We start from the raw sequence: 18,505 nt of genomic DNA on the forward strand, positions 1-18,505 counted from the left end.
TCATGTCTGTACGCAATATTTTTGCTGACGAGAGTCACGATATCTACACCGTCAGAACGCACGCCAATGGCCCTGATGGTGAACTGCCGCTGACGGCGGAGATGTTAATCAACCGCCCGAGTGGGGATCTGTTTGGTATGACCATGAATGCCGGAATGGGCTGGTCTCCGGATGAGCTGGATCGGGATGGTATTTTACTGCTCAGTACGCTCGGTGGCTTACGCGGCGCAGACGGTAAGCCTGTTGCACTGGCGCTGCACCAGGGGCACTACGAGCTGGATATCCAGATGAAAGCGGCGGCTGAGGTTATTAAAGCGAACAGTGCCTTGCCCTATGCTGTGTATGTCTCCGATCCTTGTGATGGACGCACGCAGGGCACGACCGGGATGTTTGATTCGCTACCGTACCGTAACGATGCCTCAATGGTGATGCGCCGTCTTATCCGCTCTCTGCCCGATGTGAAAGCAGTCATTGGCGTGGCTAGCTGTGACAAGGGGCTTCCGGCTACCATGATGGCACTCGCCGCGCAGCATGATAAAGCGACGGTATTGGTGCCTGGTGGTGCGACGCTACCTGCAAGAGATGGGGAAGATAACGGTAAGGTGCAGACTATAGGCGCACGCTTTGCTAATGGTGAGTTATCACTACAGGACGCACGCCGTGCCGGCTGCAAGGCCTGTGCCTCATCCGGAGGTGGCTGTCAATTTCTGGGTACTGCCGGGACATCGCAGGTTGTGGCCGAAGGATTGGGGCTGGCGATTCCGCACTCGGCATTGGCCCCTTCTGGTGAGCCGGTGTGGCAGGAGATCGCCAGAGCTTCCGCAAGGGCGGCGTTGAACCTGTGCCAGCAAGGCATTACCACCCGGGAGATACTCACCGATAAAGCGATTGAGAATGCGATGACTGTCCATGCGGCGTTTGGCGGCTCGACAAACCTGCTGCTCCACATCCCGGCGATTGCCCATCAGGCAGGCTGCCATATCCCAACCGTTGACGACTGGATCCGCATCAATAAGCGGGTGCCCCGACTGGTGAGTGTGCTGCCCAATGGCCCTATTTACCATCCAACTGTTAATGCCTTCATGGCGGGCGGTGTGCCGGAAGTGATGCTGCATTTGCGCAATCTTGGATTGCTACATGAAGACGTTATGACTGTAACCGGCAGTACACTGAAGGAGAACCTGGACTGGTGGGAGCACTCAGAACGCCGACAGCGATTCAAACAACTACTGCGCGAACAAGAACAGATCGACGCTGACGAGGTGATCATGTCGCCGCAGCAAGCGAAGGCACGTGGCTTAACCTCAACAATTACCTTCCCAGTGGGTAATATTGCTCCGGAAGGGTCAGTGATCAAATCCACAGCCATCGATCCATCGGTGATTGATGATCAGGGAGTCTATTACCATAAAGGTGTGGCGAAGGTCTATCTGTCCGAGAAAAGTGCAATTTACGATATCAAGCACGACAAAATTAAAGCGGGCGATATTCTGGTCATTATCGGTGTTGGTCCTTCCGGTACCGGGATGGAGGAAACCTACCAGGTTACCAGCGCGCTGAAACACCTGTCATACGGTAAGCATGTTTCACTGATTACCGATGCGCGTTTCTCGGGCGTTTCCACTGGCGCGTGTATAGGTCATGTGGGGCCAGAAGCGCTGGCCGGAGGACCAGTCGGTAAATTACGCACTGGAGATATTATCGAAATTAAAATTGATTGCCGCGAGCTTCAGGGCGAAGTCAATTTCCTCGGAACCCGTAACGATGAAAAATTACCCTCAAGGGAGGAGGCAACAGCAATATTAAACGCCAGACTCAGTCATCAGGATTTACTTCCTGATCCTGAACTGCCCGATGATACCCGGCTTTGGGCAATGCTCCAGGCAGTTAGCGGCGGCACATGGATGGGTTGTATTTATGATGTGAATAAAATCGGTGCTGCGCTGCGAGATTATATTAATAAGAACTGATAGTAAAAAATAAAAAAATCCAGACACCTTAATAATTTGACTACGCGTTATAAATCATTTGCGTAGCCAGATTATTAGGGGTCGTTACCCTACAATGAGAGGACATTATGCCGCTAATTATCGTTGTGGCAGGGATTGCCTTACTCCTGCTTTTGACTATAAAAATTAAGCTTAATACGTTTGTATCTTTAATTATTGTCTCGATTGCTGTCGCCATCGCCAGTGGAATGGAACTGAATAAAGTCGTAACCTCGGTTGAGTCTGGTCTTGGCGGTACGCTGGGACATATTGGCTTGATATTCGGATTCGGCGTTATGCTCGGTCGATTACTGGCTGACGCGGGTGGTGCGCAGAGAATAGCTCTGACCATGCTGAATTATTTCGGGAAAAATAAACTTGACTGGGCGGTAGTCTGTTCAGCATTTATTGTCGGTATTGCACTTTTTTTTGAAGTCGGTTTAATCCTTCTGGTACCTATTTTATTCGCTATTGCCCGTGAAGCCAAAATATCGCCGATGTTTATGTGTGTGCCGATGCTCTCCGGTTTGCTGGTCGCGCACGGTTTTTTACCACCTCACCCCGGCCCGACGGTGATCGCCCGTGAATATGGTGCGGATGTAGGATTGGTATTGATATACGGTATTATTGTCGGCATTCCAACCTTTATTCTTTGCGGCCCGGTGCTGAATAAATTCTGCCAGCGCATTATTCCGGACGCCTTTAAAAAAGAGGGTAATATTGCCTCCCTGGGTGCAACCCGCCGATTCAGCGAAAGCGAAATGCCTGGCTTTGGGATCAGTTTTCTCACGGCAATGCTGCCAGTGATCCTGATGGCGGTAGTCACTATCATCCAGATGGCCCATGCCAAAAGCGCCGCGGACTCAGGCTTGTTCTACAACGTGATGCTGTTCTTAGGTAACTCGACGATCGCCATGCTGATTTCACTGCTGTTTGCGATCTATACCATGGGACTGGGCCGTGGGAAAACAATCCCTGACCTGATGGATTCCTGCGGGAAAGCGATTGCGGGTATTGCCGGTCTGCTGCTGATTATCGGTGGTGGTGGTGCATTCAAGCAGGTTCTCATCGACTCTGGCGTCGGTCAGTATATTTCCACCCTGGTGTCGGGCATGGATATCAACCCGATCCTGATGGCATGGGGCGTAGCCGCATTCTTACGTATTTGTCTGGGTTCTGCCACCGTCGCGGCGATCTCTACCGCCGGGCTGGTCATTCCGCTGCTGGCGGTACATCCTAATACCAACCTGGCCTTGATTACACTGGCTACCGGTGCGGGATCCTGTATTTGCTCCCACGTAAACGACGCCAGCTTCTGGATGATCAAAGACTTCTTCGGTCTGACCACCAAAGAGACGCTGTTGTCATGGACGCTGATGTCAACCCTATTATCCATATGCGGGTTGCTGTTTATTCTGGTTGCCAGCATTATTTTATAATAGTGTGTTCGCCAGTGAACCGCTTTGCCGGTTTACTGGCTCCCCTGTATCTCACAACAACAAGACAAAACTCAGACCTTCTGGTTGTCGCCTTATCTTATATGCCAACTCACAGATTTAACGGTCGGTGTCTTTGTCGTTTCGTTGGGAAAAGAGGGGGCCTGGATATTGATGCTGAAGCAGCCATACGCACTATCTTAAACACGACAGGGCATTTTTATTATTGTGGAAGGACGCTTCTGCTTTGCATTATCACGTTGTGTAGTAAACGTTACAGCAAATGGTCGCGATAATTTAAAACGGGAAAGCGATCAGTTCGACATTGTCTGGGGTGACTTTGACCATTGAGCCTTCAGTGTGCCATGCCCCGAGAACCACGCGGAAAGCGGGTTGTTTATTGGCGGTCAGTTTATGAACTGCCGGGCGATGAGTATGACCATGAATTAGCCACTGAACCTGATGTTTTTCCATCTCGGCAACGACGGCCTGTGGATTCACATCCATGATCTCCAGTGATTTGCTGCTGTTAGCGGCTTTGCTGTTGGCGCGCATTTTCGCGGCAATACGCTGGCGAATAAATAAAGGCATGGCAAGAAACAGAGTTTGTAACCAGGGTTGGTGAACTTTGGCGCGAAAAGCCTGATAGCCCGTATCATCGGTGCACAGGGTGTCTCCGTGCATGATTAATACTTTTCGGCCATACAGATCGAGCACTTTTTCCTGCGGCAATAGGGTCATGCCGCTTTCACGGGCAAAACGTTTGCCGAGCAGAAAATCTCGGTTGCCGTGAATAAAAAAGCAGGGGATGCCTGAATCAGCCAGCGCTTTTATCGCGGCGGCGATTTGCTGATGCAGGGGATTGGGGTCGTCGTCGCCTATCCAGGCTTCGAAGAGATCGCCAAGAATGTACAGCGCATCAGCCTGGCGTGCTTCACCGGATAAAAAACGCAGAAAACCGGCGGTGATCGCCGGTTCTTCCGTGCAGAGGTGAAGATCTGCAATAAACAGTGTCGCCACGATTACTCGCTGACGGTCACGTTTTCGATGATAACGTCTTCTTTTGGTACGTCCTGGTGCATACCGCTGCGACCAGTGGAAACGCCTTTGATTTTATCAACCACGTCCATTCCTTCGACAACTTCAGCAAACACACAGTAACCCCATCCCTGCATGCTTTCGCCGGAGAAGTTCAGGAAGTCGTTGTCTGCAACGTTGATGAAGAACTGGGCAGTCGCGGAGTGCGGAGCCTGAGTACGGGCCATTGCCAGCGTACCACGAGTGTTTTTCAGACCGTTGTTGGCTTCGTTTTTGATCGCTTCTTTAGTGGCTTTTTGTTTCATGCCTGGCTCAAAACCGCCGCCCTGGATCATGAAACCGTTAATCACACGGTGGAAAATGGTGTTGTTGTAGAAACCTTCGCGGCAGTAGTCCAGGAAGTTTTTAACTGTTTCAGGCGCTTTATCATCAAAAGTTTTGATTACGATATCGCCGTGATTAGTGTGGAAAGTAACCATTTTTGCATCCTGTTCCGATAGAGTAGTGCTTCGACCCTGGTCAGGGTCACATATAGGGGCTTGTTATAGCATAACCGCAAGGTTCGATCACCTTGCAAAGTGTGCTGCTTCGAGGCCAATTTATAGGTATTATAGGGCTTTGTTATCCACACACGTCTACACGGAATCTTCGATGTTAAAAATCTTTAATACACTGACGCGCCAAAAAGAGGAATTCAAACCTATTCATGCCGGGGAAGTCGGCATGTACGTGTGTGGTATTACCGTTTACGATCTCTGTCATATTGGTCACGGGCGTACCTTTGTTTCTTTCGACGTCGTGGCGCGCTATCTGCGCTTTCTCGGCTACAAGCTGAAGTACGTGCGTAACATTACTGATATCGATGATAAAATCATTAAGCGCGCTAATGAAAATGGCGAAAGCTTTGTGGCGCTGGTCGATAGAATGATCGCGGAAATGCATAAGGATTTCGACGCGCTGAATATTCTGCGTCCGGATCTCGAACCGCGAGCGACACATCATATCGCTGAAATTATTGAAATCACCGAGCAACTGATTGCTAAAGGTCACGCCTACGTGGCGGATAATGGTGACGTGATGTTCGACGTACCCACCGATCCGCATTACGGCCAGTTGTCGCGCCAGGATCTGGATCAACTGCAGGCGGGTGCTCGCGTTGATGTGGTCGATGTGAAGCGTAACCCAATGGACTTCGTTCTGTGGAAGATGTCCAAAGAGGGTGAGCCGAGCTGGCCGTCGCCGTGGGGCGCGGGCCGCCCTGGCTGGCACATTGAGTGCTCGGCAATGAACTGCAAACAGCTGGGTAACCATTTCGATATTCACGGCGGTGGTTCAGATCTGATGTTCCCACACCATGAAAATGAAATCGCTCAGTCCACCTGCGCGCATGACGGTGAATACGTCAACTACTGGATGCACTCTGGCATGGTGATGGTTGACCGCGAGAAAATGTCCAAATCGCTGGGCAACTTCTTTACCGTACGTGATGTTCTGAAATACTACGATGCCGAAACCATTCGCTACTTCCTGATGTCCGGTCACTATCGTAGCCAGTTGAACTACAGCGAAGAGAACCTGAAACAGGCTCGCTCAGCGCTGGAGCGTCTGTACACTGCGCTGCGTGGTACTGATAAATCCGTTGCGCCAGCCGGTGGTGAAGCCTTTGAAGCGCGTTTCATTGAAGCCATGAACGATGACTTCAATACTCCGGAAGCCTACTCTGTGCTGTTTGATATGGCGCGTGAGGTTAACCGTCTGAAAGGCGAAGATATGGCTGCAGCTAACGCGATGGCTTCACATCTGCGTAAACTGTCCGGTGTTCTGGGACTGCTGGAGCAGGAGCCGGAAGTGTTCCTGCAAAGTGGCGCACAGGCGGATGACGGTGAAGTTGCTGAAATCGAAGCGTTGATCCAACAGCGTTTAGATGCCCGTAAAGCGAAGGACTGGGCGGCAGCTGATGCTGCGCGTGACCGTCTGAACGAGATGGGGATTGTGCTGGAAGATGGTCCGCAGGGAACCACCTGGCGTCGTAAATAATCGTATTGCCGGATGGCGATGACGCTTATCCAGCCTGGAAAATATGAGCCGCTCTCAGGCCGGGTAAGGTGTTAGTCACCACCCGGCTTTTTAACGTCTGCGCCACCACAATAAACTCATCACTATCAATCCCGGCAGCCATACCCATATTAGTTCCGAGATAATGACCTGATATCCGTACGGCGTGGCATAGCGTGACAACGCAAACGGCGCGACCTTAATCACCTGCCACGGCGCAAAGAAGCGTTCATCTGACCATGGCCAAAGCCAGCCTACACCTTTGCCACCGGTAGTGACTGAATCCAGCAGGCTATGCGACAGCAGTGAAACTGTCAGGAATAGCCAGCAGCGAATCAAGCCGGTTTTAAACCATCGTCGGCCAATCATCACGCAGAGCAGCGGTACGACAAAGGCAAACAACAACGAGTGGGTAAATCCGCGATGGCCAAACACGTTTCCATAGGCGACGCCGAACTTAAATGACAGGACGTCCGCATCCGGTAGCATCGCCAGTACGATCCCGGTGAACAGTAAACGTGGTGGAATAACGTTGAGTCCCAGGCCTAAACCTAAACAAATCGGAACGGCAGCGTGGGTAATAATGGTTGGCATGAGGTTCACTTCGAATGAGAAAACAACATGTTAGAAGTTTACTGTGAAGAGATGATGAAGTCAGTTACCTGACAATGGAGAAAACTGGCCGGATAAGGTGTAAACCGCATCCGGCACTCGGGATCACGCGACGACGTTAATGCTGTGACCTTCAAAACTGACGGTCTGTCCGGCAACGATTTTGCAGCGTTTACGCGTTTCCACTGCACCATCGACCTTCACTAACCCTTCGCTAATGGCAATTTTTGCCTGGGCACCGCTTTCGCTCCAGCCTTCCAGCTTCAGCAAATCGCAGAGTTCAACGTGTGGGTGCTTACCCAGTGAAAATGTGGCCATCTTAAACTTCCTTTACATCGTGATATTCAACGCACGCTTGCAGCGTGTTTTCGATAAGTGTTGCGACAGTCATTGGGCCTACGCCGCCGGGTACTGGTGTGATGTACGATGCCCGCGCAGCCGCATCGTCGAACACCACATCGCCAACAACCTTGCCATTCTCCAGACGGTTGATGCCGACATCAATCACAATTGCACCTTCTTTGATCCACTCACCGGGAATAAAGCCAGGTTTGCCGACGGCTACAATCAGCAGGTCAGCATGTTCAACGTGACGACGCAGATCTTTGGTGAACCGATGGGTGACCGTGGTAGTACAACCCGCCAACAGCAGTTCCATGCTCATCGGGCGACCAACAATATTTGATGCGCCAATAACCACGGCATTCAGGCCATAGGTGTCGATGTTGTAACGCTCAAGCAAGGTCACTATTCCGCGCGGGGTACACGGGCGCAGGCGCGGCGCGCGCTGGCACAGGCGTCCGACGTTATACGGGTGGAACCCGTCGACGTCTTTATCCGGCGCAATGCGTTCCAGCACTTTAACGTTGTCGATACCCGCCGGTAACGGCAGCTGTACCAGGATACCATCGATGGTGGTATCCGCATTGAGCGTATCGATCAGCTCAAGAAGCTCCGCCTCGCTGGTGGTTTCAGGCAGGTCATAGGAGCGGGAGACAAACCCCACTTCGTCGCAGGCTTTGCGTTTACTTGCTACATAAATTTGCGAAGCCGGGTTGCTACCTACCAGCACAACAGCTAATCCTGGGGCGCGTAATCCAGCCGCTAAGCGTGCCTGAACTTTTTGAGCAACCTCAGAGCGCACCTGCTGCGCAATCGTTTTACCGTCAATAATCTTTGCTGCCATCAGAGAGAGGATTCCGTCTGTTACGTTAAACCGAAGGGGATGTGACTATTTTGTCAGAAGCGGGGCGTGCTGTCAGTTTTCGTTTGCGATTTTACGTGCGATTGCGGGAGTACTGTCAGAGAGCAGGGTGGCGCAAGACACAGGATCCAGCGGAATAAATAGTGCGCGTGCTAATTAAAATTAACGTTAATTAAACAATTCATCACCCTGATGTTTTCATGGTTAATGCTTAAGAAACCAGACTGTTACGTCCCATTATGAGTATATTCAACGTATTTTTACACAGATTTTTCCTGGATCCCATTAAGAATTAGCCAGGTGCATTTAAAGGATTTGCAGGTATTTTTCATTAATTGAAATGTTTAATTTATCCCTGTGACGAATTGTCATATTCGTGAAGATAAATTAGTGAACTTACGGCTCGGGATAGTGGGAGTAAAAGGTTAGCTAATTCTTTTACGATATATATCTTTACAGGATGCAGAGATAATTTGCCTGACATTTAATGTCGATAATGATTCAAACGGATCCCGCAGGATGCTGGAGCCGGATGTGTGTAATTCAAGGGAACTCCATGAAACGTAAATTAATAACCTCTTCTGTTATTGCCAGCCTGATGTTAGTTGCCGGGTCAGCGGTAGCGGCAGATCCGGTAAGTGTTAGCGGTGGTACCGTTCACTTTGAAGGTGAACTGGTCAATGCAGCCTGTGCGGTAAGTACTCAGTCAGCCGATCAGATTGTTACTTTAGGACAGTATCGTACCGCCAGCTTTGCTGCTGTTGGTGATACCACAGCACAAATTCCGTTCTCCATCGTGCTGAACGACTGCGACCCAACAGTTGCAGCTACTGCTGCCGTTGCATTCTCTGGTCAGTCGGACCTCACCAACAACAGTCTGTTGGCTGTGTCTTCCTCGGATAACAGCACCACGGCGACTGGCGTAGGTATCGAAATTCTTGACAGTAAATCCACTGCACTGAAGCCTGATGGTGCGACCTTCTCTACTGCCCAGGCGTTGGTTGAAGGTACTAACACCCTGCGTTTCTCTGCGCGTTATAAAGCGACTGTAGCAAGCACAACGCCAGGTCAGGCAAATGCTGATGCCACCTTCATCATGAAGTACGAATAAGCCGTTCTGATTTGCACAAGGAAGATGATCGCCTCACTGGATGAGGCAATATCCGGGGATGAAGAGGGATGTGGCAGATGATAAGGAAAGGCATGGCGCTGGCTGGATTGCTCTGCGTACTGCCTGCGTTTGCACAGACGGTAATACTGGAAAGCGGTAGCCTTCACCTGCGTGGGCAGCTTGTCAACGGGGCTTGTACGGTCGCCACCGACAGCCAGAGTTTGCGGGTGCAGATGGGGCAATATCGCACGAATGCATTTGCCGAACCGGGAAGCTTTGCCTCTACCAGCGTACCATTTTCGCTGCGGTTAACGTCGTGCAGTTCCGATGTTTATGACCATGTTGGGATTGCCTTTGCCGGAGTGACTCCTGCAGAAGATCCGCAGGTTTTCCTGGCCAGCGGCGATGCTTCTGCGGCTTCGGGGATCGGTCTGGCATTATTTGATGAAGGGCAAAGGCAAATTATCCCGAATGCGCTGCCGCTTCATTACGCTCCGATTTTAACGCAAGAGATGACTTTTCATTTCACCGCTCGCTATCGGGCTGTCTCGGAACATATTACGCCGGGAACGCTTCGTTCAGATGTGTGGTTTACGTTGGTGTATCCCTGATTTAACTCCCAACGATAATCGCACTAAAGGTATTTGTAGCTATGTTTAATTATCTAAAATCAGGCGTTATCATTTTACTGGCCTTATTTTCAGTTGCCGGTGCACAAGCTGCCGGGGGAATTGCATTAGGCGCAACTCGTGTTATTTATCCTGCCGAAGCCAAACAAACTTCTCTGGCTATTAGTAATAGCGATACAAAAGAGCGTTACCTGGTTAATTCATGGATTGAAAACAGCGCTGGCGTTAAAGACAAATCATTTGTTGTCACGCCACCGTTGTTTGTCAGCGAACCTAAAAGTGAAAATACGCTGCGTATCATCTATGTCGGTCAACCGCTGCCTAAAGATCGCGAGTCGCTGTTCTGGATGAATGTGAAGGCGATTCCGTCGGTAAATAAAAACAGCCTTGAGGGTAAAAACGTTCTGCAACTGGCGATCCTGTCGCGTATCAAACTCTTTGTCCGACCGAATAATCTTTCGCATATATCGGAAGATGCACCCGGCATGCTGCAGTTTTCTCGTTCCGGCAACCACCTGAAAATCACGAATCCGTCGGCGTATTACGTCACGCTGGTCAACCTTAACGTAGGAAAAACGAAGGTTGATAACGTCATGGTGGCACCTAAGAACGATACGCAGATCCTTTTGCCCGCTGGCGCTCAGGGAAATGTGACGTTCCAGACGGTCAATGATTACGGCGCAGTGACCACTGCCAAAACGGTTAGCGTGCGTTGAGAAAGCGATGAACAAGACAACGTATTTACCTGGCCTGTTACCGGGGTTTACGCCACCGCTGGCGGGTGTGGCGTTGTCCACGCTGGCAGCGCTCTTTCCGATGTTGAGCTACGGAGAAAGCTATTTTAATCCTGCATTTTTATCTGCAGATACGGCATCCGTAGCGGATTTGTCACGTTTTGAAAAAGGCAATCATCAGCCAGAAGGCGTCTATCGCGTAGATATCTGGCGCAATGATGAATTTATCGCCACTCAGGATATTCATTTTGCACCGAGTACGGAAAAGACGGGTGATAAATCCGGGGGGCTGATGCCGTGCTTTGGTCTCGACTGGATTAAGCGGCTGGGCGTCAATATTGCCGCGTTTCCAGAACTCAATCAGGACCCAAACAACACATGCATTAATTTGCCTGCGGCGATCCCTGGCAGCGAAATCACCTTTGATTTTTCTACTCTGCGCTTAAATGTCAGTCTGCCGCAGGCCTCGATGTTGAACAGTGCACGCGGTTACATTCCACCAGATGAGTGGGATGAGGGGATCCCCGCCGCGCTTGTTAACTACAGTTTCACCGGTAGCCGCGGGAGTGACTCTGACAGCTATTTTTTAAGTATGTTGAGTGGCCTGAATTATGGTCCCTGGCGGCTTAGAAACAATGGTGCGTGGAGCTATTCCAAAGGTGACGGATACCACTCGCAAAGCTGGAAAAATATAGGCACATGGCTTCAGCGCTCCATTATTCCGCTAAAGGGCGAACTGGTGATGGGCGACAGCAACACCGGCAATGACGTTTTTGACAGCGTCGGGTTCCGTGGTGCGCGCCTTTACTCGTCAGACAGTATGTATCCTGACAGTTTGCAGGGATATGCTCCAACCGTGCGCGGGATTGCGCGTACCGCAGCGAAGCTAACCATTCGTCAGAATGGCTACGTTATTTATCAAAGTTATGTGTCACCCGGAGCTTTCTCTATTACCGATCTGAACCCAACGTCCTCCAGCGGTGACCTTGAGGTGACGGTGGATGAAAGAGATGGTAGTCAGCAACGCTATACGGTGCCGTACTCCACGGTTCCGCTGTTACAGCGTGAAGGGCGCATTAAGTATGATCTGGTCGCCGGGGATTTTCGGAGTGGAAATAGCCAGCAGGATTCACCGTTCTTCTTCCAGGGGACGCTAATCGCCGGGCTGCCTGAAGGCTATACCGCCTATGGTGGTACGCAACTGGCGTCACGCTACAGTTCGGTAGTGTTGGGAACAGGGAGAAATCTGGGAGACTGGGGCGCGGTCTCCGTCGATTTAACCCATGCGCGTAGCCAACTGGCGGATGACAGCACGCATCAGGGACAATCTCTGCGTTTTCTGTACGCGAAGTCATTGAACAATTTTGGTACCAACTTCCAGTTGCTGGGATATCGCTATTCGACGCGTGGGTTCTATACCCTCGACGATGTGGCTTATCGCAGTATGGAAGGCTATGAGTACGAATACGACAGCGAGGGTAATCGCCACGAAGTTCCGGAAGTGAAGAGCTATCACAATTTGAGCTACAGCAAAAAGGGCCGGTTCCAGATCAATATCTCGCAGAATCTGGGGGATTACGGGTCGCTGTATGTTTCGGGTAGCCAGCAAACATACTGGAATACCTCAGATACCAACACCTGGTATCAACTGGGATATGCCAGCGGTTGGCAGGGAATTAGCTATTCGCTCTCCTGGTCGTGGAACGAATCGGTAGGGATCTCCGATACCGATCGCATTCTGGCGTTCAATATGTCGGTGCCGTTCAGCTTGCTGACCGGACGACGCTACTCGCGTGATAACGCGCTCGATCGTACCTACGCCACCTTTAATGCGAACCGCAACAGCAACGGACAAAATAGCTGGCAGAGCGGTATCGGCGGTACGTTGCTGGATGGGCGTAATCTGAGCTATAGCGTGAATCAGGGACACAGCAGCACCAATGGTTATAGCGGAAGCGCCAGCGCGAACTGGCAGGCGGCTTATGGCACCTTGGGCGTGGGATATAACTACGATCGCGATCAGCATGACTATAACTGGCAACTTTCCGGCGGCGTTGTAGGACATGCGGACGGCATTACCCTTAGCCAGCCGCTGGGTGATACCAATGTCCTGATTAAAGCACCGGGCGCTCAGGGCGTACGGATAGAGAACCAGACAGGTGTTCAAACCGACTGGCGCGGCTATGCGGTTATGCCGTATGCCACCGTCTACCGCTACAACCGTGTTGCGCTCGATACCAATTCAATGAACAACAATACCGATGTAGAAAATAACGTTAGCAGCGTGGTGCCGACGCAGGGGGCGTTGGTTCGTGCGGCGTTTGATACACGTATCGGCGTGCGGGCACTTATGACGGCGAAGCTTGCCGGAAAACCTGTGCCATTCGGCTCGGTGGTACGTGAATCCATAAGCGGTGTTACCAGCATGGTGGGCGAAGATGGGCAAATATACCTGAGCGGGCTGCCGCTGAAAGGGGAATTGTTGATCCAATGGGGGGAAGGAGCAAATGCGCGTTGCACAGCGCGTTATACCTTGCCTGAAGAGAGTCTGAAACAGGCGGTAACGCTCACTAATGTGACATGCGAACGCGCGTCGGGACGACAGGATTAAAACAATGAGACGACAAACGGGTTTGTTACTGGGGGGCGCTTTACTGCTATTGGCTAATTCGGCATCGGCAACGGTTTGCCAGAATTCTACTGGCACGCCAACAGATGTTTTTTACGATCTGTCGAATGTCTTCAATAGCAGTAATAATCGACCAGGACAGGTGGTGACGTTACCGGAAAAATCCGGCTGGGTTGGCGTCAATGCAACCTGTCCGGCAGGAACGCATGTTGATTATACCTATCGAAGCTATGTGACTGAACTTCCTGTCCAAAGCACGGAAGGTGGCTTCCAGTATCTGAAACTCAATGATTACCTGCTGGGGGCAATGAGTATTACCGACAGCCACGCAGGATTATTTTATCCGCCGCGTAATTACATCCGTATGGGGACTCACCCTAACGTGCCAAATCAGAAGCCGTTTGGTGTGATGGATTCAAAACTGGTATTCAAATTAAAAGTGATTCGTTCATTCATTAACATGGTGCCGATCCCGCGGCAAACTATGTTCAGCGTCTATGTCACGACCAGTACCGGTGATGCCCTGAGTATACCGGTTTACACCATCAGCTATAGCGGGAAGGTAGAAGTACCGCAAAACTGCGAAGTGAATGCCGGGCAGGTTGTAGAGTTTGACTTTGGCGATATTGGCGCCTCGCTATTTAGCAAGGCAGGGGTGGGTAATCGACCGGAAGGTATAAATCCGCAGACTAAAACGGTTGCTATTAAATGCACCAACGTGGCAGCACAAGCCTATTTGTCCATGCGCGTAGAAGCTGAGAAAGCCTCCGGCCAGATGATGGTATCGGATAACCCGGATTTAGGCTTCATCGTTGCTGACAGCAGTGGCGTACCACTGACGCCCAATAATCTGTCCAGTACTATTCCGTTTCGTCTTGATGATAACGCCGCTGCGAGCGTTGGGATTCGGGCGTGGCCGGTCAGCGTGACGGGCAATAAACCGACAGAAGGGCCATTCACTGCCCGTGGATATCTGCGAGTGGACTATGACTAAGGCGCGAGAAAGAGTGATTCGTACACTTATCGTGATGGTGTCTGTTCTGTCATTTAGCTCCCAGTGTTGGGCGGACACTTCGTTGGGTGAGATCAATATTGAGCTGCGTGGCAATGTGGTGGATTTTACCTGTGTGGCGATTGCCAGTGACAGTAACAAAACCGTTGAATTGGGCAAATGGCCAACAAAACAGTTGAAAACCACTGGTGATACCACTCAACCGGTCTCTTTCACGCTAAAACTTGAGGGTTGTCCGCCTGGGTCTGCGTCAATAACCTTTTCTGGTACCCCTGCGGCGGGAACAAGCTTGCTGGCGCTGGATGATGCGGTAATGGCGCAAAAGGTAGCGATCGAGCTGCGCGACAGCGACCGTACGCGATTGCCTCTGGAACAGGCCAGTCAGGCTGTGAGCATTGACGAAAATGGCAATGCCACGTTGACCTTTTTCGCAAACTATATTGCTTTAGCGGAAGGGGTACAGCCAGGGCTCGCCAGGGCAGATGCTACGTTTATGATTAACTATAATTAAATTAACCTGTTACCTTCCGCCTGCCTGCAACTCGAATTATTTACGGCACATACTGATAATACACTCCCGAACGACATCTCGCCGGGAGTGTTATTACATTAGTTCGTGCATTTTCGCATAATCGATAAGCTCAACAATGGTATGCAAGCCAAGCTTGGAGTAGATATTGGCTTTGTGAGCACTAATGGTTTTATTGCTGAGTAAAAGTTGTTCAGCAATCTCTTTATTGGATAAGCCGTTTGCGAGGTACCGCAAAACCGTCACCTCACGATTGGAAAGTGGCATGTCATTCAGAACTCCTTTTCGTATATTAATGTTATTAATAAAGTTAAGGGTGTCAGAGGGGAAAAATGAATATCCTGATAAAATCATTTTTACCGCATTATAGATATCATTCAGATCCTTTCTTTTACTGACAAAACCATTTGCTCCGGCGCGGATAGCGCGTCCTGCATAAAAAGATTCAGACTTTGAGGACAGAAAAAGGACCCGGGTTTGCTCCTGCAGAGATTTTATTCTTTTGAGTAACGTGAACCCATCAGAACCTGGTAGTTCAATATCCAGAATTACCAGATCAACAGGATACGTACGCAAGTGGTCTATTGCCACGCGGCTGTCATCTGTTTTCAAGACAACCTCGATATTACTATTTTTTTCGAGCAGTACTTCTATAGACATTCTGACAATAGGGTGTTCGTCCATAATTATAACGGATGCTGGTTTCATTTTAGTATGCCTCAAACTGTTCGTGTATCTTGCGATTTTGATAAAACATCAGGCGTTATTAGTATTGTCAAATAGCCATCAATTGTTCTTGGAGGAGAACCGAATAAATATTGTTTCATCCTTGTTTATTCGGTTGCTCTTTATCAGAACAATGAGTTTGTGGAATATCCATTTCACACCAGGAAAAATTTGCAAATAATCAGAAGACAGTAGTGATTATACCTGCTCTGCTCTTTCGGAAAAGACTTACGACACATAACTTATTAATGCCTGTTAGGATATTCTGAAAGATTCGGGTATGTTAATGGCTATTGGTATTATTTTCCTGCTATTTGAATTATGGCAGATTGAAAAATTTTTTTAAATACTAAAAACAACACAACCCACTAATTGTTTAGGGTTTGTTAAGAAGAATATGAAGCTCATTTATGACGAGTTAAGCACAGAATCCGTAAGGCTTAGCTGATTATGCACGGTAAACATAATACCAGGAATAGTTGTAAATATTAAGAAATTGTGAAATTAACGCATTGTTTCTTAGTTTGTAATAAGTAATTTCTTAAAAAATCTTATATCACAGCAAGTTAAGATGTTAAATAAAATGAGGGGAGGTAACATCCAACCGATGTATCAGATGCAAAAAACGTTGGCGATGAGGCAATCCCAGATGCGTAATCAGTTGATTCAGTCGATAGATAATGCGGTGATACGGTTGCTTCTGCAAATGAGCAATTTCCTTTAAGGAGGTACCTTGTAATAGTAATGAAACCATCTCCCAGTCAGCCTGACTTATGCGTTCTGCTCGAATAAAAGTTGGAGATAATAAAGCGTGACGCAGGTCTGGGAGATGCTGGCGACGTGACAGGATATAAAACGGCCCAGACATTGCAATAAAATTCCTCAAGCTCTGGTTTTCACTGGCAAGTAATAAAAAAATTTGTATGTCATTTCGCTGTCTGGCGAGTTGGCGTAGGCATTCGAGGGTATCGAAATAAGAACTTACAATGCCGTCCATATCAACGACCAACTGACGAAAGCCTGGGGCCTGCAGGCAGTTTTGGGCTGAGTCAATAGTCTGAAAGACAGCAGTGCGTGTACCAGAAAATAAATAACGATTCAGCGTATAGGCGAGATAGTAATCGGCTGTGATAATCGCCTGAGATATAGTATCGCCCGGTAATGTGTAATTGAGTTTTTGTGCAAGATATTCAATCCTGTCAAAAACCTGTGGCGTACAGTGATGATATTGATGGGTACAGTCAGTCTTTCGTAAACGGCGATGTCGTTCCCTGCGCATCCTTTCCTGTTTCCTTTCCGTTTTTATTATGCTTTGTCTGGATAGATTGCTGGCCATAAATATCCCTGACCCAGATTTGCGCCAGCTTGAAGGGCAATTTTCTTATGCTTCTCGGTTTCAATACCTTCAATGATCACCAGATCCGCAATTTTTTTCCCCATCTGAATGAGTTGATGGAGTTTGCCAGGAATTTTACTCACTGCCCAAAAGGTATTTTTATCCAGTTTAATACCTGACAGGTGCCATTTAGCTGCGATGAATGCTGCCATCAGGTCTTCATTAACGTCATCCAACCAGATGGGGATACCGCAGGTTTCAACGCGTTGAATTGCGTCTAACACAGTTGTGCGTTGGCATGCGCTGAGAGAGAGAAAAGTTTCCGGATCCTGTATTTCAATGATGAGTCCTGGAGGATAAGACGTAATTTGGGCATGAAAAAATGGCCAATCCGCCAAGGCCTTCATGGGTAAATTCAACGAGTAATGTTGATCCTGTCGAAAGTGTCTGACGTTGGTAACTTGTTGGAAGAACAGGTTCTGTCTGCGCTGCAAGGACAGCTGAGTGAAATATTCTTCGCTGTTTATGTGGGCGGGAAGATGCGTGAGAACTTCAAAACCGTAGCGGCATGCGGTAGACAAATCTACAATTGGCTCACATTTGAGCGCGAATTGCAGAGGGGTTGCATCGCTGTTTTTTGAGGAAACTACAGTACGCTCAGATTTATCATTCCATAATAACAGGCTCGGTGTCACGATATCCCCCCGGGAGCTGAGTAAATATTACCGAGTGTGTCCTTTTGTTTCCCCGGAAATAATATACATAGGGCATTGTGGCAGCATAGAAATCGGTACAGTAGGCGCCGATACTTAATTACTGATGAGACATTTCGCAATAAAAAAACAATCAATGAGAAACTCTCTAGTTTTGCAGAAAACTCAGATTAGCCCTGATGTATCTCAAGAATTGCTGATCGTTTTTGACATGTAGCTTTTTCATAATACTTCGACGAGTCGCTTTGGCCTGGACGTCGCTGATTGAGAGCAGGTGCGCTGTTTCAGCCAGTGTGTAACCGCTGGCCAGGAACATTAAGAACTGGCGTTCTGCAATGGAAAAATTGCGGGTGGTACAGTAGTGACAGACAGTGGCTGGTACGCTGTGTCGGAGCGCGCGTTTTTGTAAAATGAGCACCATTTTTCTGGTTATCTCTTCGACATCATCTTCCCGGTAAATCAGTGGCAGCATGTACAGGCAGGGCCTAAACATCAGTTTATCTTTATCGTGTTCATTACAAATGACGACCCGATGCTGGCGTCGGGTGTGGACAGGAACCTGGTAACATCCTGCGCTTGCCCAATCTTCGTCCAGCGATATAAATGCGATATCCGCGCGATCGATATCTTCGACTGGTAAGAAGCAAATCTCCTGATGCCACTGAGCTGCCAGGCGGGTAATAATGATTTTCAGTCCATGTTCGAAGTGACTATTTTCTTCTTTGATGGCGATACTTAACATTAAAGAGGTCC

18 protein-coding genes are annotated in these 18,505 nt (G+C 49.2%); 9 read left to right on the top strand and 9 right to left on the bottom strand.

Going from position 1 to position 18,505, the window contains the following annotated elements; translation table 11 throughout:
- Positions 1–2 precede the first annotated feature (2 nt).
- The gene (gene yjhG / locus OGY01_RS13005) at positions 3–1,970 is read left to right on the top strand and encodes a xylonate dehydratase YjhG (RefSeq protein WP_200041953.1); all 1,968 of its coding nucleotides are present in this window, start codon (positions 3–5) and stop codon (positions 1,968–1,970) included.
- A gap of 107 nt (positions 1,971–2,077) precedes the next feature.
- On the top strand, positions 2,078–3,427 hold the full coding sequence (locus OGY01_RS13010) for a GntP family permease (RefSeq protein WP_045440810.1): 1,350 nt from the start codon (positions 2,078–2,080) through the stop codon (positions 3,425–3,427).
- Positions 3,428–3,721: 294 nt separating this feature from the next.
- On the opposite strand, the gene lpxH is transcribed toward OGY01_RS13010, so the two are convergent.
- Together lpxH and ppiB are read right to left on the bottom strand one after the other, a co-directional pair.
- Positions 3,722–4,444 carry a UDP-2,3-diacylglucosamine diphosphatase gene (gene lpxH / locus OGY01_RS13015; protein ID WP_200041954.1) on the bottom strand — a complete coding sequence of 241 codons (723 nt, stop codon included), beginning with the start codon at positions 4,442–4,444 and terminating at the stop codon, positions 3,722–3,724.
- A 2-nt stretch (positions 4,445–4,446) separates the two neighbouring features.
- Positions 4,447–4,941, bottom strand: a complete 495-nt coding sequence (gene ppiB, locus OGY01_RS13020; RefSeq protein WP_003021875.1) for a peptidylprolyl isomerase B — start codon at positions 4,939–4,941, stop codon at positions 4,447–4,449.
- A 172-nt stretch (positions 4,942–5,113) separates the two neighbouring features.
- Here ppiB and cysS point away from each other — a divergent pair, with 172 nt between their 5' ends.
- On the top strand, positions 5,114–6,499 hold the full coding sequence (gene cysS, locus OGY01_RS13025; RefSeq protein WP_048221915.1) for a cysteine--tRNA ligase: 1,386 nt from the start codon (positions 5,114–5,116) through the stop codon (positions 6,497–6,499).
- Between the two features lie 90 nt (positions 6,500–6,589).
- Here cysS and OGY01_RS13030 read toward each other — a convergent pair whose 3' ends face one another.
- The 3 genes from OGY01_RS13030 to folD all read right to left on the bottom strand — a co-directional run bounded on the left by OGY01_RS13030 (position 6,590) and on the right by folD (position 8,315).
- Complete coding sequence (locus OGY01_RS13030; RefSeq protein WP_200012255.1) at positions 6,590–7,111, bottom strand: metal-dependent hydrolase; 522 nt, start codon at positions 7,109–7,111, stop codon at positions 6,590–6,592.
- A gap of 123 nt (positions 7,112–7,234) precedes the next feature.
- Positions 7,235–7,447, bottom strand: coding sequence for a ribosome-associated protein YbcJ (ybcJ, locus tag OGY01_RS13035; protein ID WP_045440819.1), 213 nt, complete (start codon positions 7,445–7,447; stop codon positions 7,235–7,237).
- Position 7,448: 1 nt separating this feature from the next.
- The gene (folD, locus tag OGY01_RS13040; RefSeq protein ID WP_045440822.1) at positions 7,449–8,315 is read right to left on the bottom strand and encodes a bifunctional methylenetetrahydrofolate dehydrogenase/methenyltetrahydrofolate cyclohydrolase FolD; all 867 of its coding nucleotides are present in this window, start codon (positions 8,313–8,315) and stop codon (positions 7,449–7,451) included.
- Between the two features lie 574 nt (positions 8,316–8,889).
- Between folD and fimA the strand changes: the two genes are divergently transcribed.
- The 6 genes from fimA to sfmF all read left to right on the top strand — a co-directional run bounded on the left by fimA (position 8,890) and on the right by sfmF (position 14,959).
- Positions 8,890–9,444 (top strand): type 1 fimbrial major subunit FimA, encoded by a 555-nt coding sequence (gene fimA, locus OGY01_RS13045; protein WP_045440823.1) that lies wholly within the window; start codon positions 8,890–8,892, stop codon positions 9,442–9,444.
- A gap of 77 nt (positions 9,445–9,521) precedes the next feature.
- Positions 9,522–10,055: a type 1 fimbrial protein subunit FimI gene (gene fimI, locus OGY01_RS13050; protein WP_045449483.1), complete on the top strand. Its 534-nt coding sequence runs from the start codon at positions 9,522–9,524 to the stop codon at positions 10,053–10,055.
- Between the two features lie 41 nt (positions 10,056–10,096).
- Positions 10,097–10,789 carry a type 1 fimbria chaperone FimC gene (gene fimC, locus OGY01_RS13055; RefSeq protein ID WP_045440826.1) on the top strand — a complete coding sequence of 231 codons (693 nt, stop codon included), beginning with the start codon at positions 10,097–10,099 and terminating at the stop codon, positions 10,787–10,789.
- A gap of 7 nt (positions 10,790–10,796) precedes the next feature.
- Complete coding sequence (locus OGY01_RS13060; RefSeq protein ID WP_286493198.1) at positions 10,797–13,418, top strand: fimbrial biogenesis usher protein; 2,622 nt, start codon at positions 10,797–10,799, stop codon at positions 13,416–13,418.
- 4 nt (positions 13,419–13,422) lie between these two features.
- Positions 13,423–14,430 carry a type 1 fimbria D-mannose specific adhesin FimH gene (fimH, locus tag OGY01_RS13065; protein ID WP_045440830.1) on the top strand — a complete coding sequence of 336 codons (1,008 nt, stop codon included), beginning with the start codon at positions 13,423–13,425 and terminating at the stop codon, positions 14,428–14,430.
- Positions 14,423–14,959, top strand: a complete 537-nt coding sequence (gene sfmF / locus OGY01_RS13070; protein ID WP_502873410.1) for a fimbria assembly protein — start codon at positions 14,423–14,425, stop codon at positions 14,957–14,959. The genes fimH and sfmF overlap by 8 nt, the downstream gene beginning before the upstream one ends.
- A gap of 93 nt (positions 14,960–15,052) precedes the next feature.
- Here the strand turns inward: sfmF and fimZ are convergent, their stop codons facing one another.
- The 4 genes from fimZ to fimW all read right to left on the bottom strand — a co-directional run bounded on the left by fimZ (position 15,053) and on the right by fimW (position 18,494).
- Positions 15,053–15,685, bottom strand: coding sequence for a fimbria biosynthesis transcriptional regulator FimZ (gene fimZ, locus OGY01_RS13075; RefSeq protein ID WP_045440834.1), 633 nt, complete (start codon positions 15,683–15,685; stop codon positions 15,053–15,055).
- A 592-nt stretch (positions 15,686–16,277) separates the two neighbouring features.
- Complete coding sequence (fimY, locus tag OGY01_RS13080) at positions 16,278–16,982, bottom strand: fimbria biosynthesis regulator FimY (RefSeq protein WP_502873412.1); 705 nt, start codon at positions 16,980–16,982, stop codon at positions 16,278–16,280.
- Positions 16,983–17,008: 26 nt separating this feature from the next.
- Entirely contained in the window at positions 17,009–17,734 is a 726-nt protein-coding gene (locus OGY01_RS13085; protein WP_284097051.1) for an EAL domain-containing protein, read from the bottom strand.
- Positions 17,735–17,900: 166 nt separating this feature from the next.
- Positions 17,901–18,494: a fimbria biosynthesis transcriptional regulator FimW gene (fimW, locus tag OGY01_RS13090; protein ID WP_045440839.1), complete on the bottom strand. Its 594-nt coding sequence runs from the start codon at positions 18,492–18,494 to the stop codon at positions 17,901–17,903.
- Between the last annotated feature and the right edge of the window lie 11 nt (positions 18,495–18,505).

Source organism: Citrobacter sp. Cm038 (genome assembly GCF_030333105.1).
Classification (GTDB): Bacteria; Pseudomonadota; Gammaproteobacteria; order Enterobacterales; family Enterobacteriaceae; genus Citrobacter; species Citrobacter murliniae.

Excerpts from the sequence above, each read along its gene's own strand:
- ybcJ (WP_045440819.1), bottom strand. The coding sequence starts at position 7,447 with ATGGCCACATTTTCACTGGGTAAGCACCCACACGTTGAACTCTGCGAT.
- sfmF (WP_502873410.1), top strand. The coding sequence starts at position 14,423 with ATGACTAAGGCGCGAGAAAGAGTGATTCGTACACTTATCGTGATGGTG.
- fimH (WP_045440830.1), top strand. The coding sequence starts at position 13,423 with ATGAGACGACAAACGGGTTTGTTACTGGGGGGCGCTTTACTGCTATTG.
- yjhG (WP_200041953.1), top strand. The coding sequence starts at position 3 with ATGTCTGTACGCAATATTTTTGCTGACGAGAGTCACGATATCTACACC.
- fimI (WP_045449483.1), top strand. The coding sequence starts at position 9,522 with ATGATAAGGAAAGGCATGGCGCTGGCTGGATTGCTCTGCGTACTGCCT.
- OGY01_RS13060 (WP_286493198.1), top strand. The coding sequence starts at position 10,797 with ATGAACAAGACAACGTATTTACCTGGCCTGTTACCGGGGTTTACGCCA.
- fimW (WP_045440839.1), bottom strand. The coding sequence starts at position 18,494 with ATGTTAAGTATCGCCATCAAAGAAGAAAATAGTCACTTCGAACATGGA.
- folD (WP_045440822.1), bottom strand. The coding sequence starts at position 8,315 with ATGGCAGCAAAGATTATTGACGGTAAAACGATTGCGCAGCAGGTGCGC.
- fimY (WP_502873412.1), bottom strand. The coding sequence starts at position 16,982 with ATGCGCAGGGAACGACATCGCCGTTTACGAAAGACTGACTGTACCCAT.
- cysS (WP_048221915.1), top strand. The coding sequence starts at position 5,114 with ATGTTAAAAATCTTTAATACACTGACGCGCCAAAAAGAGGAATTCAAA.
- OGY01_RS13010 (WP_045440810.1), top strand. The coding sequence starts at position 2,078 with ATGCCGCTAATTATCGTTGTGGCAGGGATTGCCTTACTCCTGCTTTTG.
- fimZ (WP_045440834.1), bottom strand. The coding sequence starts at position 15,685 with ATGAAACCAGCATCCGTTATAATTATGGACGAACACCCTATTGTCAGA.
- fimC (WP_045440826.1), top strand. The coding sequence starts at position 10,097 with ATGTTTAATTATCTAAAATCAGGCGTTATCATTTTACTGGCCTTATTT.
- ppiB (WP_003021875.1), bottom strand. The coding sequence starts at position 4,941 with ATGGTTACTTTCCACACTAATCACGGCGATATCGTAATCAAAACTTTT.
- fimA (WP_045440823.1), top strand. The coding sequence starts at position 8,890 with ATGAAACGTAAATTAATAACCTCTTCTGTTATTGCCAGCCTGATGTTA.
- OGY01_RS13030 (WP_200012255.1), bottom strand. The coding sequence starts at position 7,111 with ATGCCAACCATTATTACCCACGCTGCCGTTCCGATTTGTTTAGGTTTA.